The 20,920-nt window shown below is 58.1% G+C and carries 16 protein-coding genes; 10 read left to right on the plus strand and 6 right to left on the minus strand.

Annotated features, from left to right (window positions below; genetic code table 11):
• Window positions 1-28 precede the first annotated feature (28 nt).
• From PGQ95_RS17735 to PGQ95_RS17750, 4 genes are all read left to right on the plus strand, one after another.
• Window positions 29-1,180: a lactonase family protein gene (locus PGQ95_RS17735; protein WP_087858329.1), complete on the plus strand. Its 1,152-nt coding sequence runs from the start codon at window positions 29-31 to the stop codon at window positions 1,178-1,180.
• A gap of 22 nt (window positions 1,181-1,202) precedes the next feature.
• Window positions 1,203-3,113 carry a BglG family transcription antiterminator gene (locus PGQ95_RS17740; protein ID WP_430918888.1) on the plus strand — a complete coding sequence of 637 codons (1,911 nt, stop codon included), beginning with the start codon at window positions 1,203-1,205 and terminating at the stop codon, window positions 3,111-3,113.
• Between the two features lie 77 nt (window positions 3,114-3,190).
• Complete coding sequence (locus PGQ95_RS17745; RefSeq protein WP_002886901.1) at window positions 3,191-3,433, plus strand: type II toxin-antitoxin system RelB/DinJ family antitoxin; 243 nt, start codon at window positions 3,191-3,193, stop codon at window positions 3,431-3,433.
• Entirely contained in the window at window positions 3,423-3,707 is a 285-nt protein-coding gene (locus tag PGQ95_RS17750) for a type II toxin-antitoxin system RelE family toxin (protein WP_430918892.1), read from the plus strand. The genes PGQ95_RS17745 and PGQ95_RS17750 overlap by 11 nt, the downstream gene beginning before the upstream one ends.
• Before the next feature lie 3 nt (window positions 3,708-3,710).
• On the opposite strand, the gene nrdG is transcribed toward PGQ95_RS17750, so the two are convergent.
• The 3 genes from nrdG to PGQ95_RS17765 all read right to left on the minus strand — a co-directional run bounded on the left by nrdG (window position 3,711) and on the right by PGQ95_RS17765 (window position 7,654).
• Complete coding sequence (gene nrdG / locus PGQ95_RS17755) at window positions 3,711-4,175, minus strand: anaerobic ribonucleoside-triphosphate reductase-activating protein (protein WP_047055717.1); 465 nt, start codon at window positions 4,173-4,175, stop codon at window positions 3,711-3,713.
• A 240-nt stretch (window positions 4,176-4,415) separates the two neighbouring features.
• The gene (gene nrdD / locus PGQ95_RS17760) at window positions 4,416-6,554 is read right to left on the minus strand and encodes an anaerobic ribonucleoside-triphosphate reductase (protein WP_087858331.1); all 2,139 of its coding nucleotides are present in this window, start codon (window positions 6,552-6,554) and stop codon (window positions 4,416-4,418) included.
• A gap of 356 nt (window positions 6,555-6,910) precedes the next feature.
• Window positions 6,911-7,654, minus strand: a complete 744-nt coding sequence (locus PGQ95_RS17765; protein ID WP_213317463.1) for a MurR/RpiR family transcriptional regulator — start codon at window positions 7,652-7,654, stop codon at window positions 6,911-6,913.
• 261 nt (window positions 7,655-7,915) lie between these two features.
• On the opposite strand from PGQ95_RS17765, the gene PGQ95_RS17770 reads away from it, so the two are divergent.
• The 3 genes from PGQ95_RS17770 to celB all read left to right on the plus strand — a co-directional run bounded on the left by PGQ95_RS17770 (window position 7,916) and on the right by celB (window position 11,000).
• A complete protein-coding gene (locus PGQ95_RS17770; protein ID WP_020079792.1) occupies window positions 7,916-8,224 on the plus strand; it encodes a PTS sugar transporter subunit IIB in 309 nt (102 codons plus the stop codon).
• 90 nt (window positions 8,225-8,314) lie between these two features.
• Window positions 8,315-9,622: a 6-phospho-beta-glucosidase gene (locus PGQ95_RS17775; protein WP_032709707.1), complete on the plus strand. Its 1,308-nt coding sequence runs from the start codon at window positions 8,315-8,317 to the stop codon at window positions 9,620-9,622.
• Between the two features lie 25 nt (window positions 9,623-9,647).
• A complete protein-coding gene (gene celB / locus PGQ95_RS17780) occupies window positions 9,648-11,000 on the plus strand; it encodes a PTS cellobiose transporter subunit IIC (RefSeq protein ID WP_015704207.1) in 1,353 nt (450 codons plus the stop codon).
• A gap of 56 nt (window positions 11,001-11,056) precedes the next feature.
• Here celB and treC read toward each other — a convergent pair whose 3' ends face one another.
• From treC to treR, 3 genes are all read right to left on the minus strand, one after another.
• On the minus strand, window positions 11,057-12,712 hold the full coding sequence (treC, locus tag PGQ95_RS17785) for an alpha,alpha-phosphotrehalase (RefSeq protein WP_430918895.1): 1,656 nt from the start codon (window positions 12,710-12,712) through the stop codon (window positions 11,057-11,059).
• A 51-nt stretch (window positions 12,713-12,763) separates the two neighbouring features.
• A complete protein-coding gene (gene treB / locus PGQ95_RS17790) occupies window positions 12,764-14,182 on the minus strand; it encodes a PTS trehalose transporter subunit IIBC (protein WP_213317467.1) in 1,419 nt (472 codons plus the stop codon).
• A gap of 130 nt (window positions 14,183-14,312) precedes the next feature.
• Window positions 14,313-15,260 (minus strand): trehalose operon repressor TreR, encoded by a 948-nt coding sequence (gene treR / locus PGQ95_RS17795; RefSeq protein WP_430918897.1) that lies wholly within the window; start codon window positions 15,258-15,260, stop codon window positions 14,313-14,315.
• 181 nt (window positions 15,261-15,441) lie between these two features.
• Between treR and mgtL the strand changes: the two genes are divergently transcribed.
• From mgtL to PGQ95_RS17810, 3 genes are all read left to right on the plus strand, one after another.
• Window positions 15,442-15,495, plus strand: coding sequence for a mgtA regulatory leader peptide MgtL (gene mgtL / locus PGQ95_RS17800; RefSeq protein ID WP_219340445.1), 54 nt, complete (start codon window positions 15,442-15,444; stop codon window positions 15,493-15,495).
• Window positions 15,496-15,641: 146 nt separating this feature from the next.
• Window positions 15,642-18,350 (plus strand): magnesium-translocating P-type ATPase, encoded by a 2,709-nt coding sequence (gene mgtA / locus PGQ95_RS17805; protein ID WP_430918900.1) that lies wholly within the window; start codon window positions 15,642-15,644, stop codon window positions 18,348-18,350.
• Window positions 18,351-18,508: 158 nt separating this feature from the next.
• Window positions 18,509-20,902, plus strand: coding sequence for a beta-N-acetylhexosaminidase (locus PGQ95_RS17810; protein ID WP_430918902.1), 2,394 nt, complete (start codon window positions 18,509-18,511; stop codon window positions 20,900-20,902).
• The last annotated feature ends 18 nt before the right edge of the window (window positions 20,903-20,920 follow it).

Genomic DNA, 20,920 nt, shown 5'->3' on the forward strand with positions numbered 1-20,920 from the left:
TATCCCACCGAACCATCAAGGAGTTACCATGCCAACCGCTCGTCACCTGCTTGTTGCTTCACTGTCTTTGCTTGCCGCCGGCGCCGCCGCGCAAACCCACTACGCCTGGATTGGCACCTATAATCCTAATGGCGAAGGTCTGTATCGCTTTACCGTCGATGCCAAAACCGGCGCTCTGCGCGATAAGGCGCTGGTAAGCTCGTTGCCGAACGTCGCGCAGCTAACCGTGTCGCGCGATGGCAAAACGCTGTATGCCGCCAGTGAAGTCGAAAAAGGCGTGGTGCAGGCGTGGCGAATTGACAAGAACGGCGAGCTGACGGAACTCAACCAGGTTGCCTCCGGCGGCGCCGGGCCGGTGTATCTCTCCCTGACGCCGGATGGTAAATATCTGTTGGTGGCCAACTACGTTAGCGGCAGCACCGCCGTGCTACCGGTGAAAGAAGATGGTAGCCTGGGCGAAGCGGTGGATGTGCATCAGGATGAAGGTCCGGCCGGCGCCGAACGTCCGGCGGCGGCCGTCGAGGGCAGCTTTGCTATTAGCGATCACAATGGCCCGCATGCCCATATGATCGCTGCCGATCCCAGCGGAAAGTTTGTTTACTCCACCGATCTCGGGCTGGATCGGATCTATCAGTATCGGCTGGATAGCGCCAGCGGCAAACTGACGCCAAACGATCCGCCGTTTATCGCCGCCTCGTCGCCGGGCGCCGGTCCGCGCCACTTCGTCTTTACGCCAAAGGGCGACGGTCTGTGGCTGATTAACGAAGAAGCGTCGACGCTGACCTTCTATCATCTTGATAAGCAAAGCGGCCTGCTGCGCGAAGGCAAAACCGTCTCCGCGCTGCCGAAAGAGTATAAGGGCACCAGCTTTGCCGCGGGCCTGGTGCTGAGCAACGATGGCAAACAGCTATACGTCGCCAACCGCCTGCATAACAGCATTGCTCACTTTAGCGTGTTGGCTGACGGCAGCCTGAGCCACCAGGAGGATATCTGGACGCGTGGGGATTACCCCCGTACGCTGACGCTGGATAATCAGGGGCAGTGGCTGTACGTCATGAACCAGCGTAGCGATAATATTACCCGTTTTAGCGTGGCGCCGAAGGATGGCAAATTAACCTTTGCCTCAGACTACACGCCGGTCGGTAGCCCATCGCAGATGGTGATATCCGCCCAACCCTGAGCCGTAACAACAAGGAACTGACATGCGATTTCCCAACCAACGCTTAGCGCAACTCTTCACCCTGCTGCGAAATGAAACGCTGCCGCAGGATGAACTGGCGCAGCGGCTGTCGGTTTCTACCCGTACCGTGCGCGCCGATATTACCGCGCTGAATGCGCTGTTGGCGCAGTATGGCGCGCAGTTTACCCTCAACCGCGGTAGCGGTTATCAGTTGAAGATTGACGACCGATCGCGTTTTCAGGCGCTGGAGGAGACGGCGCCGAAGACGCAGCACGTGCCGCGTACCGCCCAGGAGCGCATCCACTTTTTGCTGGTGCGTTTCCTGACCTCGGCATTCTCCATCAAGCTGGAAGATCTGGCCGATGAGTGGTTCGTCAGCCGCGCCACGCTGCAGAATGATATGGTCGAGGTGCGCGAGCGCTTCCAGCGTTATCAGTTGACTCTTGAAACCCGCCCGCGCCACGGCATGAAGCTGTTCGGCAGCGAGGTATCGATTCGCGCCTGCCTGACCGATTTACTGTGGGAGCTGACGCTGCAGGGCGACATTAATCCGTTGATTAGCGCCGAGGCGCTGGAAGCGGATGTTCCTGCGCAACTGGAACCGGTGCTGCAGGAGACGCTCACGCGGCATCATATTCGCCTCACCGATGTCGGCGAGCGCTTTATCTGCCTGTACGGCGCGGTTGTGGTGCGCCGCGTGAGTGAAGGCTACCCGCTGGCCGATTTTAGCGCCGAAGATGTGGCGCAAAACGTCCGCGACGCCGCGCGTGATTTGGCGGGAGAGCTACAGCGGTTGGCCGGAAAACCCTTCTCGCCCGCCGAAGAAGAGTGGCTATGCGTGCATATCGCCGCTCGCCAGGTACAGGATGTCGACCCGGAAACGATCAGCGCCGACGATGACGAAGCGCTGGTCAATTACATTCTGCGTTACATCAACAGCCAGTATAACTACAACCTGCTGGACGACGCCCAGCTGCACGCCGATCTGCTGACCCACATTAAGACCATGATCACCCGCGTGCGCTATCAGATAATGATCCCCAATCCGCTGCTCGATAACATCAAACAGCACTATCCGATGGCATGGGATATGACACTTGCCGCGGTATCGAGCTGGGGTAAATACACTCCTTATACCATCAGCGAAAACGAAATCGGCTTTCTGGTGCTGCATATCGGCGTCGGGCTGGAACGCCACTACAACATTGGCTACCAGCGCCAACCGCACGTACTGCTGGTATGTGATACCAGCAATGCGATGGTGCGGATGATCGAAGCGATCCTGCAGCGTAAATATCCGCAGTTGGAGATCGCCGCCACCATTTCCCAGCGCGAGTACGAACAGCGAGAAGCGATCGATGAGGACTTTGTTATCTCAACGGTGCGGATTAGCGAAAAAGATAAACCGGTGGTGACCATCGCGCCGTTCCCCACCGATTACCAGTTGGATCAGATTGGCAAGCTGGTGCTGGTGGACCGTACCCGTCCGTGGATGTTGAATAAGTACTTCGATGCCGCCCACTTCCGGGTGATCGATAAGCCGATGGATCAGCAAACATTGTTCGCCGAGCTGTGCCAGCAGCTGGAACAAGAAGGTTTTGTCGATGCGGAGTTTCATGATTCGGTGGTCGAGCGTGAAGCGATTGTCAGCACCATGCTGGGTGACGGTATTGCGCTGCCGCACGCCCTCGGCCTGTTAGCGAAAAAGACGGTGGTCTATACCGTTATTGCTCCGCAGGGAATCGCCTGGGGCGACGAAACCGCCCATATCATCTTCCTGCTCGCTATTAGTAAGAGCGAGTATGAAGAGGCGATGGCGATTTACGATATTTTCGTGACGTTCCTGCGCGAGCGAGCCATGAGCCGCCTCGCCGCGACCCGCAGCTTCGATGAGTTTAAAACGGTGGCGATGGAGTGCGTCAGCCGGTTTTGAGAGGCGTTTTCCAGATTCGAATGTAATTCAAATGTAATGCTATACTGCATTACAAAATTCCCCTTTCTGGAGGCATAATGGCCACGCTCAATGTTCGACTGGACGATAAACTCAAAAAAGAGGCTTATGCCGTGCTGGAGAAACTCGATATGACGCCAACGGAGGCGGTACGCCTGCTGTTTCAATACATTGCGGAAAATGGCCGCATGCCGGTGAAAAGTATGACCATCAGCGATGGCGAAGCGGCGTTGTTACGCACCGTTCGCGAGCGGCTGGAAAACCCACGGCCGGGGGTTAAGGTGAGTCTGGATGACCTATGAACTGGAGTTTGATCCACGAGCCTTGCGCGAATGGCAGAAGCTTGGCGAGACGGTCAAAAAACAGTTCAAAAATAAGCTCCTGCAGATTGTGCAGAATCCGCGAATGGAGTCGGCCAGGCTGAGCGATTTACCGGATTGCTACAAAATCAAGCTTAAGGCGTCAGGTTATCGGTTGGTGTATCAAGTACGAGATAGTGTGGTGGTGGTTTACGTTATTGCCATTGGCAAAAGAGAGAAAGCGGCCGTCTATCATCAGGCGAATAAACGGCTCTAAACGCTATCGCAAATGATGCACGACCTGGTTGCTGCTGCCGCGCCAGATAAGCGCCGGGTCTTTTAAATCCTGCACAAACTTACCGTCGACCAGCACGTTAATCAGGTTCACCACCTGCATCTGTGCGTCATTGAGCTCGTCGAGCTTATAGCCGGTCCAGACCCAGATATCTTTGCCCGGGCATTCGGCGCGCACGCGCTGAACCAGATTGAGGATCTCCGCGACGTTTTGCGGATGCAGCGGATCGCCGCCGGAGAGTGAAAGCCCCTGACGTTTGATGCGGGTATCGTTGAGGTCGGCGATGATGCGGTCGGCCATCCCGGTTGTGAAAGGCATACCGGAATTTACCCGCCAGGTGCTTTTGTTGTAGCAGCCGGGGCATTCGTGGACGCAGCCGGAGACAAACAGGGTGCAGCGGGTGCCGGGGCCGTTGACGATGTCGACGGGGTAATACTGGTGATAATTCATTTTCGCTTCTCAATTAACGCCATAGCGGCGTTGGCTGCGCTCACTCACCCCAGTCACGTACTGAATGTACGCTCCTGGGGATTCCTTCGTTTGCCGCCTTGCTCTGACGTTAATTGCTTTGCGAAAACGGAGGAGTGGGGCCATTTCCCGGCGTCGCTGCGCTCGGCCGGGCTACGACAATAGTAGTGGTAGCCCGGATAAGGCGCTGCGCGCCGCTATCCGGGAAAAGCGCATTGGTCTTTAACCGATCTGTCCATTGCCCAGGTGCTTCACGCGGCGCTTCACTTCTTCCTGCTTGCCGGCATTGAACGGACGCGCGTCCGGGCTGCCGAGATAACCGCATACCCGGCGGGTCACCGATACGCGGGCGGCGTCGTGGTTGCCGCATTTCGGGCAGGTAAAGCCCTTGCTGGTGCACTCGAACTCGCCGGTAAAACCGCACTCGTAGCATTCATCGATCGGCGTATTGGTGCCGTAATACGGTACGTGCTGATAGCTGTAATCCCACACGTCTTCCAGCGCCTTGAGGTTATGCTGGATATTCGGATATTCGCCGTAGCAAATGAAGCCGCCGTTAGCCAGCGGAGGATACGGCGCTTCAAAATCGATCTTGTCGTACGGGTTAACCTTCTTCTCGACGTCGAGATGGAAGCTATTGGTGTAGTAGCCTTTCTCGGTCACGCCCGGAACCACGCCGAATTCGGCGGTATCGAGGCGGCAGAAGCGATCGCACAGGTTTTCGCTCGGCGTGCTGTACAGGCTGAAGCCGTAGCCGGTCTCTTCCTTCCACTGTTCAACGGCGTCGCGCAAACGCTGAACGATGGCGATGCCTTTTTCACGCAGCGCTTCGCTATCGTACATATGCTGATTGTTGTACAGCGCGTTGATGGTCTCGTGAATCCCGATGTAGCCCAGGGAAATGGACGCGCGGCCGTTCTTGAAAATTTCCGCGACGTCGTCGTCGGCTTTCAGACGCACGCCGCAGGCGCCTTCCATATACAGAATCGGCGCGACGCGGGCTTTCACCCCTTCCAGACGGGCGATACGGGTCATCAGCGCTTTGCGCGCCAGCAGCAGGCGCTCGTCCAGCAGCGCCCAGAAGGCGGCTTCGTCGCCTTTCGCTTCCAGCGCGATACGCGGCAGGTTCAGGCTGATAACGCCGAGGTTGTTGCGCCCATCGTGTACCTGTTCGCCGTTCTCGTTTTCCCACACCCCGAGGAAACTACGGCAGCCCATCGGCGTTTTAAACGACCCGGTGACTTTCACTACCTGATCGTAGTTGAGAATATCCGGATACATGCGCTTGCTGGCGCACTCTAATGCCAGCTGTTTGATGTCATAGTTCGCATCGCCGAATTTATGGTTCAGGCCGTCGCGAATAGCGAAGACCAGTTTCGGGAATACCGCCGTTTTGCGGTTTTTGCCGAGGCCGGCGATGCGGTTGCGCAGAATCGACTGCTGGATCAGGCGCGACTCCCAGCTGGTGCCGAGGCCAAAACCAAAGGTGACGAATGGCGTCTGGCCATTGGCGGTATGCAGCGTGTTGACCTCATACTCCAGCGACTGGAACGCGTCGTAGCACTCTTTCTCTGTACGCGTACGCGCATAGCCTTCGGCATCCGGGATCTGCCACTCTTCGGCAATTTTACGATGCTTTTTGAAGCTCTCGGTGACGAACGGCGCCAGCACTTCATCGATACGGTTAATGGTGGTGCCGCCGTAAATATGGCTGGCGACCTGGGCGATAATCTGCGCCGTGACCGCGGTGGCGGTAGAGATAGACTTCGGCGGCTCAATTTCGGCATTGCCCATTTTAAAGCCGTGCGTCAGCATGCCTTTCAGATCGATCAGCATGCAGTTGAACATCGGGAAGAACGGCGAATAGTCGAGATCGTGGTAGTGGATCTCGCCGCGCTCGTGCGCCTGTACGACATCGCGCGGCAGCAGATGCTGACGGGCATAGTGTTTGGCTACGATACCGGCCAGCAGATCGCGCTGGGTCGGGATCACTTTACTGTCTTTGTTGGCGTTCTCGTTGAGCAGCGATGAGTTGGTTTGCTCGACCAGACCACGAATTTCCTGGTTCAGACGGCCGCGCTTTTCACGCTCGATATCGCGATCGTGGCGATATTCGATATAGGCGCGCGCCAGCTGTTTCCACGGGCCGGACATCAACTGGTTTTCCACGGCGGTCTGGATATCGTTGATATCGACCTGCGCGCGGCCCTGCATTTGCTGGCTAACGACTTCTGCGACGGTGGCGCAATAGTCTGCGTCATCGACTCCCGCTGCTTTAGCTGCACGCAGAATTGCTTCTTTAATGCGCTCTGACTTGAACGGCACTTTACAGCCATCACGTTTCATCACATGCGGTGTCATGATCACTCCATATATAGAACAGGTTATCCACAGAGGCGGAAGGTCTCCCAAAAGCGCGCCACGCTACGAGTAGCGGCGTTTGCCTTCGGATCCGGCCCTTTTTATCCACATCTCATCACCGCCCAACAACGACAAGATATGGTGACATAATAGACGATTAATACAATATGTAGGGCCGGGGCGCATTTTAAGTTCTATATGTAGTGATTTGCATCAAAGATGTTTGCGATTTTATTGACCCAGAACAAGGTAAAAAGGTGAGAGTACGGATGATGGGCGCTGGCGTAAATGTAAATTTAGGCGCTTAAAATATAAGCAAAAATTGGGCCCGAACGCTAAAGGAACGGGCAGAATATTCAGGCAATCAATGTATCGTTAAGCAGATCGACCAGCAGCAGCAGGGCGTAGCGGGCATGCAGCGGGTTGGCTGGCAGCGGAAGCACGGCGCTTGCCATATCGGCCAGCGCATGCTGTTCCGGGGTCAGAGCGATAATCGTCACCCCTTGCGTACGCGCCTGCAGCGTCGCGCTCTGCAATACGGTATTGGCTTCGGCGGTGGCCAGCACCAGCAGCAGGTGATCGTCATTAAGGGTACTGGCGGTCATTCGCATCAGCGCCGCCTCCTGGCAGAGATTAATCGCGATGCCGGATGGCAGCAGCTGGTGCTGCAGCAGCGCCGCCAGCGCCACATCCTGAGCACCGAGGGCGAAGCAATGCACCGCGCGGGCGCTAAGCAGGCGCGATTTGCACTTCTCCACCGCCGCTTCGGCGGTGTGGCCGAGCTGGCGGGTTAGCGTATCGCCGAGGCTGCTAAGTTTGTCGCGCCAGGCGACGGGCAGGGCGGCGCTATCCGGCGTGAGCCAGCTGGTGCGTCGTTCGCTGGCCTGCGCCAGCTGTTTACGTAAATCGCGAATATCATCACAGCCCACTGAACGGGCGAAGCGGGTGATGGTGGCCGGGCTGACCCCCGCGCTGGCGGCCAGCTCATCAATGGAGGCGCTGGCGGTAAAGCTAAGATTTTCCAGAATAAAGGCGGCGACGCGCGACTCCTGAGCGCTAAAGCGGATCAATCCTTCCTGTAGCTGACCTACGATATCCATCCTGATGTTCCCTTTGGCAGTACCCGGAATTGAAAATATTTTTCACTTAATGAATAGCCGTTTTTATAGCATCTGCGCAGGCGATTTCCTATGTCTGGCGTCGATATTTCGCAATGGCACGAAGAAATAGTGCGCAAAAATTGAGCCTCGATCACATCGGTGAAAATTATTTTCATATAGCCTTCACTATCACACAATATTAACAATATAGTCGCATAGGCCGTGAGGGCTGAAGCGATAAACACGCAAAGGGGAAGCGCAATGCCACGAATCGTACTCTGTTGTGCCGCAGGCATGTCGACCAGCATGCTGGTGAACAAAATGAAAGCGGAGGCCCAGCAGCGCGCGCTGGCGCTGGAAATCTACGCGGTGGCGGTGGCGGAATTTGAACGCGAACTGCCGAACGCCGATGTCATCCTCCTCGGGCCGCAGGTCAAATACGAAGCCGGCCGCCTGACCGCGCTGGCGGCCCCGCAGGGCAAAGCGGTGGCGGTGATCGATATGGCCGACTACGGCATGATGCGCGGCGCCGCGGTGCTGGATAAAGCGCTAGCCCTGCTCGAACGCTAATTTTCTAATCCCGTTTTTATCACCCTCACGCGCGGTCCTGGCGATCGCGCGCGGCGATCTGCATGCCGAAAAATGCGAATAGAGGTCACTATGCAAGCACTGAAAATCGCCGTTATCGGCGGCGGCAGCAGCTACACGCCGGAGCTTATTGAAGGGATTATCGTTCGTTATGAGCAGCTTCCGGTCACCGAGCTGGCGCTGGTGGATGTCGAATCCGGCAGGGAAAAAGTTGAGATCATTGCCGCGTTGGCCCGGCGGATGTTGAAACATAAAGGGCTGGAGCAGGTGGCGGTCAGCGTCCACTTTACGCTCGATGAGGCGATCCGCGGCGCCAGCTTTGTGCTGACGCAGCTACGCGTCGGTCAACTGGCGGCGCGCGCCGCCGATGAACGGCTGGGGCTCAAATATCATCTGTTGGGCCAGGAGACCACCGGCGTCGGCGGGTTCGCCAAGGCGCTGCGGACGATCCCGGTGATCCTCGAAGTTGCGCGCAAAGTGGAACAGCTGGCGCCGGAAGCGTTCATTCTTAACTTTACCAACCCGGCGGGGATCGTCACCGAGGCGGTCAGCCGCTACAGCAAGGCGAAGATCATCGGCCTGTGCAACGTGCCGATCAACATGCAGCACATGATCGTCGGCATGTTGGGCGCGCAGGAGTCCGAAGTGAAACTGCGCTTTGCCGGGCTCAACCATATGGTTTGGGTGCATAAGGTGCTACAGGGGCGCGAGGATGTCACCGGTAAAGTGATCGATATGCTCTGCGACGGTAAGGCGCTGTCGATGAACAACATTAAAGAACTGCCGTGGCCGGCGGAATTCCTCCGCGCGCTAAAGGCGATTCCGTGCCCTTATCATCGCTATTTCTGGCTGACGCCGGCGATGCTGGCGGAAGAGATCGCCGCAGCGAAAACCAAAGGCACCCGCGCCGAGCAGGTGATGAAGGTCGAGCAGGAGCTGTTTGCGCTGTACGCCGACCCGCAGCTGGAAGAAAAACCAGAGCAGCTGAGCTTTCGCGGCGGCGCTTACTACTCGGAAGTGGCCGTTGAGCTTATTAACGCGATTCACAACAACCTGGGCGCGGAGATGGTGGTAAACACCCGCAACAACGGCGCGATTCACGGCCTTGATGATGATGCGGTGGTGGAAACCAACAGTATTATCGATGCGCAAGGGGCGCGGCCGCTGGCGTTCGGCCCGTTGCCGCCGGCGATGAACGGCCTGACGCAGCAGGTAAAGGCCTTTGAACGGCTGACGATCGAAGCCGCGGTACACGGCTGCCGCGAGAGCGCGCTGCTGGCGCTAGTGGCTAACCCGCTGGTCGGTAATGTCACCGATGCCCAGGCGCTGCTGGATGAAGTGTTAACGATAAACCGTCAATGGCTGACGCAGTTTAACTGACCGCTATTTCCCTCGGGAGCACACCATGTCGAATACAAGCTGGATTGAACGTTACGTCATGCCGGCGGCGCTGAAAATCGCCGGGCAAAAGCACGTCCTGTCGGTACGCGATGGCATCATTCTGAATATGCCGTTTATGCTGATTGGCTCGTTTTTCCTGATTTTCGCCTACCTGCCGATCCCCGGCTATGCCGACATGATGAGCGGCCTGTTTGGCGAGGTCTGGCGCGATAAAATGCTGTACCCGGTGAAAGCGACCTACGACATTATGGCGCTGATTTCCAGCTTCGGCATTGCCTATCGGCTGGCGGAGAAGTACCGCACCATCGACCCGCTGAGCGCCGGGGCGATGTCGCTGGTGGCCTTTGTGATGACTATCCCGCAGAACACCCTCTTTACCCCGGTACACGGCGCGGCGGAGGTGATTAAAGGGGTGATCCCGGTGAGCATGGTCGGCAGCCAGGGGTTGTTTGTCGCTATTGTCATTTCGCTGCTGTCGACGGAGATTTATCGTTTGGTCGCCAGCCGTAACCTCGTTATCCGCATGCCTGACGGCGTGCCGCCGGCAGTGGCGAAATCTTTCCTCGCTCTGATCCCCGGCTTCTGTGTTCTGGCGGTGGTGCTGGCGCTGCGCCTGGCGGTTGAGGCCTCGCCGTTCGGCGACATCAACAGCATGATTGCCACCCTGATCGGTATTCCGATGCACCACGTCGGCGGTACGCTGCCGGGGATGATTATTTCGGTGATAGTGATCGGTATTTTGTGGACGCTGGGCCTGCACGGCGACGCGATTGTGCTGGTATTTATCCAGCCGGTGTGGCTGTCGAATATGTCAGAGAACCTGACGGCCTTTCAGAACGGCCAGCCGATCCCGCATATCATTACCCAGCAATTTTACGATCTGTGGATTGCGCCCGGCGGCACCGGCGCGCTGCTGGGGCTGGTGATATTTATGTTGCTGCGCAGCCGTAGTCAGCAGATGAAACAGCTGGGGAAAATTGCCGCGCCGGGAGCGTTGTTTAACATCAGCGAGCCGATGGTGTTCGGCATCCCGCTGGTGATGAACCCGTACTTCTTCCTGCCGTTTATTTTAACGCCGGTGCTGCTGGTGATCGTGTCCTATACCGCAATGGCGACCGGGCTGGTTGCGCCGCCGGCCGGAATCGCGCTGCCGTTCACTACGCCGATCTTCATCAGCGGCTATCTGGCGACCGGCGGCCATATTTCCGGCACCATACTGCAGGTAGTGAATTTAACTATTTCGCTGGTGGTCTACTATCCGTTCTTCCGCGCCTGGGATCGGCTGAAGGCCAAAGAGGAGCACGCCTCAGCGCAGCCGCAGGAGAGCGTTATCCTTCCTGACGCTGACCGCGCGTAAACTCCAGCCCCACGAACCGGTAGCCCCGGTGAGCGTAGCGCCACCGGGGAAAAGCTTTACGCCTGCAACCACCATACCGCTTCGAACGGCCGCAGCGTCATTGCCGCCGGGCAGTTGGACGTTTCCGCATAGTTACCAATCAGCGCCCGCCAGTCGCCGGACATCTCCGGCGGCTGCCACGGCTGGAACTCACGGCTCAGGTTGGCGGCCACCACCAGGGTCTGCCCCTGCCACTGGCGGCGATAACACCACAGCGACGGATGGTCCGGCAGCAGATCCTGATAATCCCCCCAGGTCAGCACCGGCGTGGTTTTTCGCAGCGCGATCAGCTGCTGATAGGTGTAAAACACCGATTCCGGATCCGCCAGCGCCGCCTCGACGTTAATCTCGCGATAGTTATCACCCAACGCGATCCAGGGTTTTCCATCGCTGAAACCGCCGTTATCGCCGTCGTGCCACGGCATCGGCGTGCGGCTATTGTCGCGCGATTTGCTGGCCAGAATCGCCAGCAGTTCATCGGGGCTTTGCCCCTGCGCCGCGCGCTCGATAAACATGTTATGGCTTTCCACATCGCGATAATCGCTGATATTGCTGAAATGCGGGTTGGTCATACCAATCTCTTCGCCCTGATAGATATAGGGCGTGCCCTGCATGCCGTGCAGTACCATCGCCAGCATCTTCGCCGCCGGCACCCGGTACTCGCCCTCGTCGCCGAAGCGCGACACGATGCGCGGCTGATCGTGGTTACACCAGAACAGCGCATTCCATGCCCGGTTATGCATCCCTTGCTGCCAGTGGCGGAATAGCGCTTTCAGCGCCACGTAGTCCGGACGAGCGAGGGTCCATTTTTCGCCGCCGGGATAATCGACTTTTAAGTGATGAAAATTAAACGTCATCGACAGTTCGCGTCCGTCCAGCGCGGCGTACTGCTGGCAGTGTTCAAGCGAAGTGGAAGACATTTCGCCGACGGTCATCAGGTTACGCGGAGTGAAAACATCGCGGCTCATTTCCTGCAAGAACTCATGCGCCCGCGGTCCATCGGTGTAAAAGCGCCGTCCATCGCCAATGGTATCAGACGGGAAGTTCTGGTCTTTTGATATTACGTTAATGACGTCCAGACGGAGGCCATCAACGCCGCGATCGGCCCAGAATTCGCAGACTTTTTTCAGCTCGGCGCGTACCGCCGGATTTTCCCAGTTGAGATCCGCCTGTTCGGTGGCGTAGAGGTGTAGATAGTACTGTTCGCTTTCCGCATGCCACTGCCAGGCGTTACCGCCGAATTTTGAGCGCCAGTTATTCGGCGGCGTTCCCGGCTCGCCGTCGCGCCAGATATAGAACTGGCGGTACGGGCTCGCCTTATTTAACGACTGGCGGAACCATTCATGCTCTGTCGAAGTATGGTTCAGTACCATATCCAGAACGATACGGATACCGCGCGCCTTCGCTCCGGCGACCAGTTGGTCGAAATCCTCCAGCGTGCCGTAAGAGGGATCGATAGCGGTATAGTTCGCCACGTCATACCCGTTGTCCACCTGTGGCGAAACATAGAATGGCGTCAGCCAGATAGCGTCGACCCCGAGCTTTTGTAGGTAGTCGAGACGGGCGGTGACGCCGCGTAAATCGCCGGTACCGCTGCCGGTGGTGTCCTGAAAACTCTTCGGATAGATTTGATAAATAACGCCGTTTTGCCACCAGCGGGGAAGAATATTCATATTACGTTCCTGCGAATAAAGGGGGCGCAAGCGGCGCCCCGAAAGAAGACGTTAGATAATCTGCAAGGTGCCCTGACGGTACTTGCGTTGATAAACTACGGTGGTGAGGATAATCGGCACTATCACCGCGATGGCCATCGCCATGGCATAGACCTGCCAGTAGCTTGGCTGAATCGACAGGATGCCAGGCAGGCCGCCGACACCGATGCCATTAGCCAGCACGCCGTTCAGGCCGCACAGCAGGCCAGCAAGGCCGGATCCGACCATCGCGCACAGCATCGGGAAGCGGTACTTCAGATTGATACCGTACATCGCCGGTTCGGTGACCCCGAGATAGGCGGAGATCGCCGCGGGTACCGAAATTTCGCGTTCATTTTGTTTACGGCTGGCAATAATAATGCCGACCACCGCCGATGCCTGAGCAATATTAGATAGCGCAATTAGTGGCCATACCGGCGTACCGCCGATGCTCTGTACCATCTGCATATCGATAGCAAGAGTGGTCTGATGTACGCCGGTTATTACCAGCGGCGCATACAGGAAGCCGAACAGCGCGGCGCCGATCGGCGCGAAGCTGCCGGTTAACAAATGGCGCACCGCGAAGGCCACGCCGTCGCCGATTAGACGGCCAAACGGGCCGATAACCGCATGGGCAAGGAACACCGCCAGAATCAGCGAGCACACCGGCACCACCACCAGATAGAGGTAGTCAGGCACGATGCGCTTGAGGCGCGTTTCGATAAAGCCCAGCGCCAGCCCCGCCAGCAGAGCCGGGATCACCTGCGCCTGATAGCCGACTTTCGCAATGGTAAACAGGCCGAAGTTCCACACTTCCGGCACCTGCTGGCCGAGCAGGTAGGCGTTCATCAACTGCGGAGAGACCAGCGTGACGCCAAGCACGATCCCGAGGATCGGCGTGCCGCCCATTTTCTTCACCGCTGACCAGCAGATCCCCACCGGCAGATAGAAGAAGATAGCCTCGCCAATCAGCCACAAGAAGTCATAAATCGTTTTCAACGACGGGTGCATTTGCGCCAGGGTCTGGCCGTTGCTCATGGGTAGATCGCCGATGACGTTACGGAAACCGAGGATCAGACCGCCGCTGATAAGCGCCGGCAGGAGCGGGAAAAAGATCTCGGCAAAGTGCGAGATCAACCGTTCGTGCCACTTCATGTTTTGCCGCGCGGCCTGTTTGGCCTGCTCTTTGTCGGCGGACGCCTGGCCGGTGGTGGCCAGCAGCGCCTTATAGTAATCGCCGACTTCGGTGCCGATGACCACCTGGAACTGCCCGGCGTTAGTGAAGCATCCCTTCACCATGCGCAACTGCTCAATGTCTTTCGGTTTGGCGATGGCCGGATCGTTTAGCACAAAGCGCAAACGGGTAATACAGTGGCTGACGGTGGCAATGTTGCCGCGCCCGCCCACCAGTTCGATCAGTTTATCGATGTCCTGCTGGTTTACTTTGCTCATGATGAAGCCTCAAAAACAGAGGGGAGAGATGCCGTTTTTACCTTGCATGCATCCTAACCGTTCCGTTGGGAATGCAAAATGGGAACGTTCCCGAAACTCGGCGAAGATCACATAAATCGCCCGAACGAGATTAATTCAGGGCCGCGGGAATGACGATTTGGCGGGTTTCGGCGTGGCCGGCGATCTGGTCGATCAGCTGCTGCGCCGCCTGGCGACCGGCTTCGGCGTAGCCGGGATCGACGGTGAGGATCTCCGGATGCAGAAACTTCATCAGCGGCGTGCTGCCGACGCTGGCGAGCTGTAAAGTTTCAATACGTTGTTCCTGCAGATATTTACTGGCGCCGAGAGCGAGAGTATCGGTGGCGCAGACTAGCGCGCGGGTCTCGGGAGTTAGCACGCTGGCGACGCTTTCATAACCCTGCTTCATCGCCAGCCCCGGCAAAGCAGCGGTTGGCGTGAGCTTCTTTTGCGCGCAGAAATCGAGATACGCCTGATGACGGCGTTCCCCGGTGGTGACGTCGCTGTGCGGCACGCCGAGGAAGCTTATATGCCGGTGTCCGCGTTCATAGAGACGCTGCATCAGTAACTCGATCGCGCCATGATCGTCATAGCACACCGAAGCGAAGCCGGGGGCATCGCGCGCCAGCAGCACCAACGTTTCGCGCCACGGCGCGAGCATCTCCTCGCTAATACCGGTAAAGCCGAACAGCACCACGCCGTCGATATTGCGCCGGGCGAGCATGCCCAGATGTTCTTCCACCAGCGCCGGAGAAAACTGGCTCTCCATCATGATAGGATCGTAGCCCTGCTGATAAAAGGCGGGCAGCATGGTCTGCACCGCTAAATTTTCCGACAGCGAATCCAGACGGGTGACGATAATCGCCACCACCTTATCGCTCTGACCGCGCATGGCGCGGGCGGAGCGGGAAGGGGAGAAACCGTGCTGCTGCATCACCGCTTCCACCCGTTCGCGGGTACGCTCGCTGACGCCGCTTTCGTTATTCAGCACGCGCGACACCGTCGATTTTCCGACGCCGCTTAAACGCGCGATATCTTTGATTGTTAGCCGGTTTTGCATACGAGGTTCTCGCCGTCGTCCGATTTGAGTGAGTCTAATGCTACTCAACGAATCCTCAATGAGCAAAGACTGGTTGATGTCCGGTTTAGTTGCCGGACGGTATGATAGCCATAATAGCCACAAATAGTTTCCTGGTCGCGGTATACTCCGCGCCGTCTTGAGTTACTTACCGGAGAATTTTATGGACCCCGATCCCACTCCTCATCCTCGATGGAGCAACCTTTCTTTCCGGTAAGCCTGTTTAGCACTGCTTTACCGGAAAGCGTAAAGCAGTGACGTCCTCGATGTCCCTGCCCTATAAAAATAATGCCTGACAGGTAAGGCTTTGCCACGCCTGTTGGCAACGCTGCGTTCGCTCGCGCGAGCGCGGAGGGACTGTTTATGCTGAAAAATTTTACCCGGCAGCTGTTCGCGCAGCTTAGCCGTCATTTACCACATCGTTTGATCCAGCGCGATCCGCTGCCCGATGCCCGTAACCTGGCCAGCGCGCCGATCCCGGATTCACTCGGCAAGCGCTGTCTGGACGTCGCGGCTATGGATGAGCAGGAGATCTGGCGCGCGTTCGATAGCCACCCTGAAGGGCTGAACGACGCCGAAGTGGCGGCGAAAATCGCCCTGCACGGCGATAACCAAATCCCGGCGCAGAAGCCGTCGCCGTGGTGGGTTCATCTGTGGACCTGCTATCGCAACCCGTTCAACCTGCTGTTGACGGTGCTCGGCATCGTCTCCTATTCAACTGAAGATCTATTCGCCGCGGGCGTTATCGCGCTGATGGTCGGCATCTCGACGCTGCTTAACTTCATCCAGGAAGCGCGCTCGACCAAAGCGGCGGATGCGCTGAAGGCGATGGTCAGCAATACCGCCACGGTGCTGCGGGTTATCAACGAGCAGGGCGAGAGCCGCTGGCTCGAACTGCCCATCGACCAACTGGTGCCGGGCGATATCGTCAGGCTATCGGCGGGAGATATGATCCCGGCGGACCTGCGCATCATTGTGGCGCGCGACCTGTTTGTCGCTCAGGCCTCGCTGACCGGCGAATCGCTGCCGGTTGAGAAAGTCGCGCGCACCCGCGATCCGCTACAAACCAATCCACTGGAATGCGACACCCTGTGCTTTATGGGGACCAACGTGGTGAGCGGCTCGGCGCAGGCTATCGTCTACGCCACCGGCGGCAACACCTGGTTCGGCCAGCTTGCCGGGCGCGTCAGCGAGCAGGAAAGCGAGCCGAACGCCTTCCAGAAAGGCATCAGCCGGGTCAGCATGCTGCTGATCCGCTTTATGCTGGTGATGGCGCCGGTGGTGCTGCTGATCAACGGCTACACCAAAGGCGACTGGTGGGAAGCGGCGCTGTTCGCGCTGTCGGTGGCGGTCGGCCTGACGCCGGAGATGTTGCCGATGATCGTCACCTCGACGCTGGCGCGCGGGGCGGTGAAGCTGTCAAAACAAAAGGTTATCGTCAAACACCTCGACGCCATTCAAAACTTTGGCGCGATGGATATCCTCTGCACCGATAAAACCGGCACCCTGACCCAGGATAAAATCGTGCTGGAGAACCATACCGATGTTTCCGGTAAATCCAGCGAGAGAGTCCTGCACACCGCCTGGCTCAATAGCCATTACCAGACCGGGCTTAAAAACCTGCTCGATACCGCGGTGCTGGAAGGCGTGGAGCTGGATGCCGCTCGCGGTCTCGCGGAGCGCTGGCAGAAGGTGGATGAGATTCCGTTTGATTTCGAACGCCGCCGCATGTCGGTGGTGGTGAAAGAGCAGGACGAGGCGCATCAGCTGATCTGTAAAGGGGCGTTGCAGGAGATCCTCAACGTCTCGACCCAGGTGCGCTACAATGGTGAAATCGTACCGTTGGACGATACCATGCTGCGCCGTATCCGCCGGGTGACCGATACCCTGAACCGTCAGGGACTGCGGGTGGTGGCGGTGGCGACTAAATACCTGCCGGCGCGGGAAGGCGACTATCAGCGTGCGGATGAATCCGACTTGATCCTCGAAGGCTACATCGCCTTCCTCGATCCGCCGAAAGAGACCACCGCCCCGGCGCTGAAAGCGTTAAAGGCCAGCGGCATTACGGTAAAAATCCTCACCGGCGACAGCGAACTGGTGGCGGCGAAAGTGTGTCATGAAGTGGGGCTGGATGCGGGCGAAGTGGTGATTGGCAGCCAGATTGAAGCCATGAGCGACGACGAACTGGCGGCGCTGGCGAAACGCACCACGCTGTTCGCGCGCCTGGCGCCGCTGCATAAAGAGCGCATCGTGACGCTGTTGAAACGAGAAGGCCACGTGGTGGGCTTTATGGGCGACGGTATTAACGACGCCCCGGCGCTACGCGCGGCGGATATTGGCATTTCCGTTGACGGCGCGGTGGATATCGCCCGCGAGGCGGCGGATATCATTCTGCTGGAAAAAAGCCTGATGGTACTGGAAGAGGGGGTTATCGAAGGCCGCCGCACTTTCGCCAACATGCTCAAGTACATCAAAATGACCGCCAGCTCCAACTTCGGCAATGTCTTCAGCGTGCTGGTGGCCAGCGCCTTCCTGCCGTTCCTGCCGATGCTGCCGCTGCACCTGTTGATTCAGAACCTGCTGTACGATGTCTCTCAGGTGGCGATTCCGTTTGATAACGTCGATGATGAGCAGATTCGTAAACCGCAGCGCTGGAACCCGGCCGATCTCGGGCGTTTTATGGTCTTCTTCGGGCCGATCAGCTCGATTTTCGATATCCTCACCTTCAGCCTGATGTGGTGGGTGTTCCACGCCAACAGCGTCGAGATGCAGACCCTGTTCCAGTCCGGCTGGTTTATTGAAGGGCTGCTGTCGCAGACGCTGATTGTGCATATGATCCGTACCCGCCGCATTCCGTTCGTCCAAAGCCGCGCCGCGTGGCCGCTGTTCGCGATGACGCTGCTGGTGATGGCGGTGGGTATCGCGCTGCCGTTCTCGCCGCTGGCGGGCTACCTGCAGCTGCAGGCGCTGCCGCTCAGCTATTTCCCATGGCTGGTGGCGATTCTGGCGGGTTACATGGTGTTGACCCAGACCGTTAAAGGCTTCTACAGCCGCCGCTACGGCTGGCAGTAGAGGTTTCGCCCCTTTGCCGTAAGGCAGAGGGGCTTACCGGTATTTCTCTTAAATCTCATCAAGTTGTGAAGCCCGTCAACGCCATGTATTGACGCAATTTTGTGCGCATGTTAACCCAATGTTTTGCTTTTTTTGGCCCGTCATAAAAAGGAACATTGATGATTAACACCGTGCGTTACAGTCTGCTGACCAGCGGAATATTACTGAGCAGCATGGCGCTTGCCGCCCCGGCGGGCGATCTGCCGCTGATGCCGTGGCCCGCCCATGTGGAGCGCCCGCAGGCGCAGGGGGCGTTGGCGCTAAATAATCAGCTGACGATCAACGTCAGCGGCGACGATCTTGGCGAGGCGGCGAACCGCTGGCGCGAACGTCTTGCGCGGCAAACCGGCTGGACGCTCCAGCCGCAGACGGCGCTGGCAAAAAGCCCAACCATTAACGTGATCGTCAATAAGAAAGTGCCTTTCCTGCCGCAGCCTGATAGCGACGAAAGCTATCAGCTAACCGTTAACGCCGAAGGCGCGACCCTGAAAGCCAATACGCGTTTTGGCGCGCTGCGCGGCATGGAAACGCTGCTACAGCTGGTACAAAACGGCCCTGACGGCACCACCATTCCTTATGTCGCCATTAACGATGCGCCGCGCTTCCCGTGGCGTGGACTGCTGCTGGATTCCGCCCGCCATTTTATGCCGCTGTCGGCGATCAAACGGCAGATTGACGGTATGGCGGCGGCGAAGCTTAATGTACTGCACTGGCATCTGACCGACGATCAGGGCTGGCGCTTCGCCTCCAGCCGCTATCCGAAGCTGCAGCAGCAGGCAAGCGACGGCCTGTTTTATACCCAGGCGCAGATGAAAGACATTGTGCGCTATGCCGCCGAACGCGGTATTCGCGTGGTGCCGGAAATCGATATGCCGGGCCACGCCTCGGCGATCGCCGTGGCTTATCCGGAGCTGATGAGCGCGCCGGGGCCTTACGCGATGGAGCGCCACTGGGGCGTGCTGAAACCGGTACTCGACCCAACAAAAGAGGCCACCTACGCGTTTGCCGAGGCGATGGTCAGCGAACTGGCGGCTATCTTCCCCGATCCGTATCTGCATATCGGCGGTGATGAAGTCGATGACAGCCAGTGGCGCGCCAATCCGGCCATTCAGAAATTCCTCAAAGAGAAGGGGCTGGCGGACAGCCACGCGCTACAGGCGTACTTTAACCGGCGCCTGGAGACGTTACTCGAAAAACATCACCGGCAGATGGTCGGCTGGGATGAAATCTACCACCCTGATTTACCGAAGAGCATTTTGATCCAGTCGTGGCAGGGGCAGGACGCATTAGGCGACGTCGCTAAACACGGCTATCGCGGCATTCTCTCCACCGGTTTTTATCTCGACCAGCCGCAGTACACCGCCTATCACTATCGTAATGAAATTATCCCGCAGGGGCTCAACGGCGTGGATACGATTACCGATAACGACAGCGCCCAGAGCTGGCAGTTTTCGATGCCGCGCCTGAAGGGCAGCGCGGTTGAGGGCAGCTTTACGCTGGTAAAAGGCGATAGCGGCTGGCGTGGATTTATTGATTTTAAAGGGAAATCACGGCGTGCCGTGCAGGAGATTGAATGGCTCGGCGACAATCAGGTCACGTTCCGCGTGGATACCTGGATGGGCGAGACCCGCCCGGTGCTAACCATTAACGACGACAAGCTCGCAGGCTACTTCCTGCTTGGCAACACCCGTTATCCCATTGACGGCAAGCGGCTGGATGCCGTGCCGCAGGGCATTCAGCCGACGCTGCCCGACGCGCAGCAACAGAAGAATCTGCTCGGCGGCGAGGCGGCGCTGTGGGCGGAAAATGTCGCCGCGCCGGTCATCGATATCAAGCTGTGGCCGCGGGCTTTTGCGGTGGCGGAGCGGCTGTGGTCGGCCGAAGACGTCAAAGACAGCGACAATATGTATCAGCGCCTGCAGGCGATGGACAGTTGGTCAACGGTCTCCGTCGGCCTGCAGCAGCACGCTCAGCAGCTGGAGCAGTTCACCCGCCTGGCGAACAGCAGCCATACGCTGGCGTTGCAGATCCTCGCCGAGGCGCTGGAGCCAGCGCATTACTACACCCGTCAACATCTCAAGTTCCAGGCGAACAATTACCATCAATTTGAACCGCTTAACCGACTGGCCGATGCGCTACCCGCGGAGAGCGACACCGTACGCAGCCTGAACCAGTGGGCGGAGCGGCTGATCAGCGATGCCGAGGATACTGAGAGCGCCGATGCGCTGCGCCACGTTTTTACCCGCTGGCAGAACAACAGCGGCGATGCGCTGGCGCTGACTGACAATAACTATCAACTGGCGGCGATTAAACCGGTGGTGCAGCAGGTTGATAAGCTGGCGAGCCTCGGGCTGCGCTTGACCGATCTGGTGGCGCGGCAGGGAACGCTGGACGATAAAGAGTACGCCTCAATCCAGGCGCAGCTGGATACGGCGGCGAAAACCCAGGATGAGCTGGTGATTGCGGCGGTCTATCCGCTGGAGAAACTGCTGCGGGCAACGAAGATAAAATAGGGCATTTCCCTCACCCCG

The sequence above is a fragment of the Klebsiella sp. 141240 genome (genome assembly GCF_050600805.1).
Taxonomy (GTDB): Bacteria; Pseudomonadota; Gammaproteobacteria; order Enterobacterales; family Enterobacteriaceae; genus Klebsiella; species Klebsiella aerogenes.

Excerpts from the sequence above, each read along its gene's own strand:
- PGQ95_RS17735 (WP_087858329.1), top strand. The coding sequence starts at position 29 with ATGCCAACCGCTCGTCACCTGCTTGTTGCTTCACTGTCTTTGCTTGCC.
- PGQ95_RS17740 (WP_430918888.1), top strand. The coding sequence starts at position 1,203 with ATGCGATTTCCCAACCAACGCTTAGCGCAACTCTTCACCCTGCTGCGA.
- PGQ95_RS17745 (WP_002886901.1), top strand. The coding sequence starts at position 3,191 with ATGGCCACGCTCAATGTTCGACTGGACGATAAACTCAAAAAAGAGGCT.
- PGQ95_RS17750 (WP_430918892.1), top strand. The coding sequence starts at position 3,423 with ATGACCTATGAACTGGAGTTTGATCCACGAGCCTTGCGCGAATGGCAG.
- nrdG (WP_047055717.1), bottom strand. The coding sequence starts at position 4,175 with ATGAATTATCACCAGTATTACCCCGTCGACATCGTCAACGGCCCCGGC.
- nrdD (WP_087858331.1), bottom strand. The coding sequence starts at position 6,554 with ATGACACCGCATGTGATGAAACGTGATGGCTGTAAAGTGCCGTTCAAG.
- PGQ95_RS17765 (WP_213317463.1), bottom strand. The coding sequence starts at position 7,654 with ATGGATATCGTAGGTCAGCTACAGGAAGGATTGATCCGCTTTAGCGCT.
- PGQ95_RS17770 (WP_020079792.1), top strand. The coding sequence starts at position 7,916 with ATGCCACGAATCGTACTCTGTTGTGCCGCAGGCATGTCGACCAGCATG.
- PGQ95_RS17775 (WP_032709707.1), top strand. The coding sequence starts at position 8,315 with ATGCAAGCACTGAAAATCGCCGTTATCGGCGGCGGCAGCAGCTACACG.
- celB (WP_015704207.1), top strand. The coding sequence starts at position 9,648 with ATGTCGAATACAAGCTGGATTGAACGTTACGTCATGCCGGCGGCGCTG.
- treC (WP_430918895.1), bottom strand. The coding sequence starts at position 12,712 with ATGAATATTCTTCCCCGCTGGTGGCAAAACGGCGTTATTTATCAAATC.
- treB (WP_213317467.1), bottom strand. The coding sequence starts at position 14,182 with ATGAGCAAAGTAAACCAGCAGGACATCGATAAACTGATCGAACTGGTG.
- treR (WP_430918897.1), bottom strand. The coding sequence starts at position 15,260 with ATGCAAAACCGGCTAACAATCAAAGATATCGCGCGTTTAAGCGGCGTC.
- mgtA (WP_430918900.1), top strand. The coding sequence starts at position 15,642 with ATGCTGAAAAATTTTACCCGGCAGCTGTTCGCGCAGCTTAGCCGTCAT.
- PGQ95_RS17810 (WP_430918902.1), top strand. The coding sequence starts at position 18,509 with ATGATTAACACCGTGCGTTACAGTCTGCTGACCAGCGGAATATTACTG.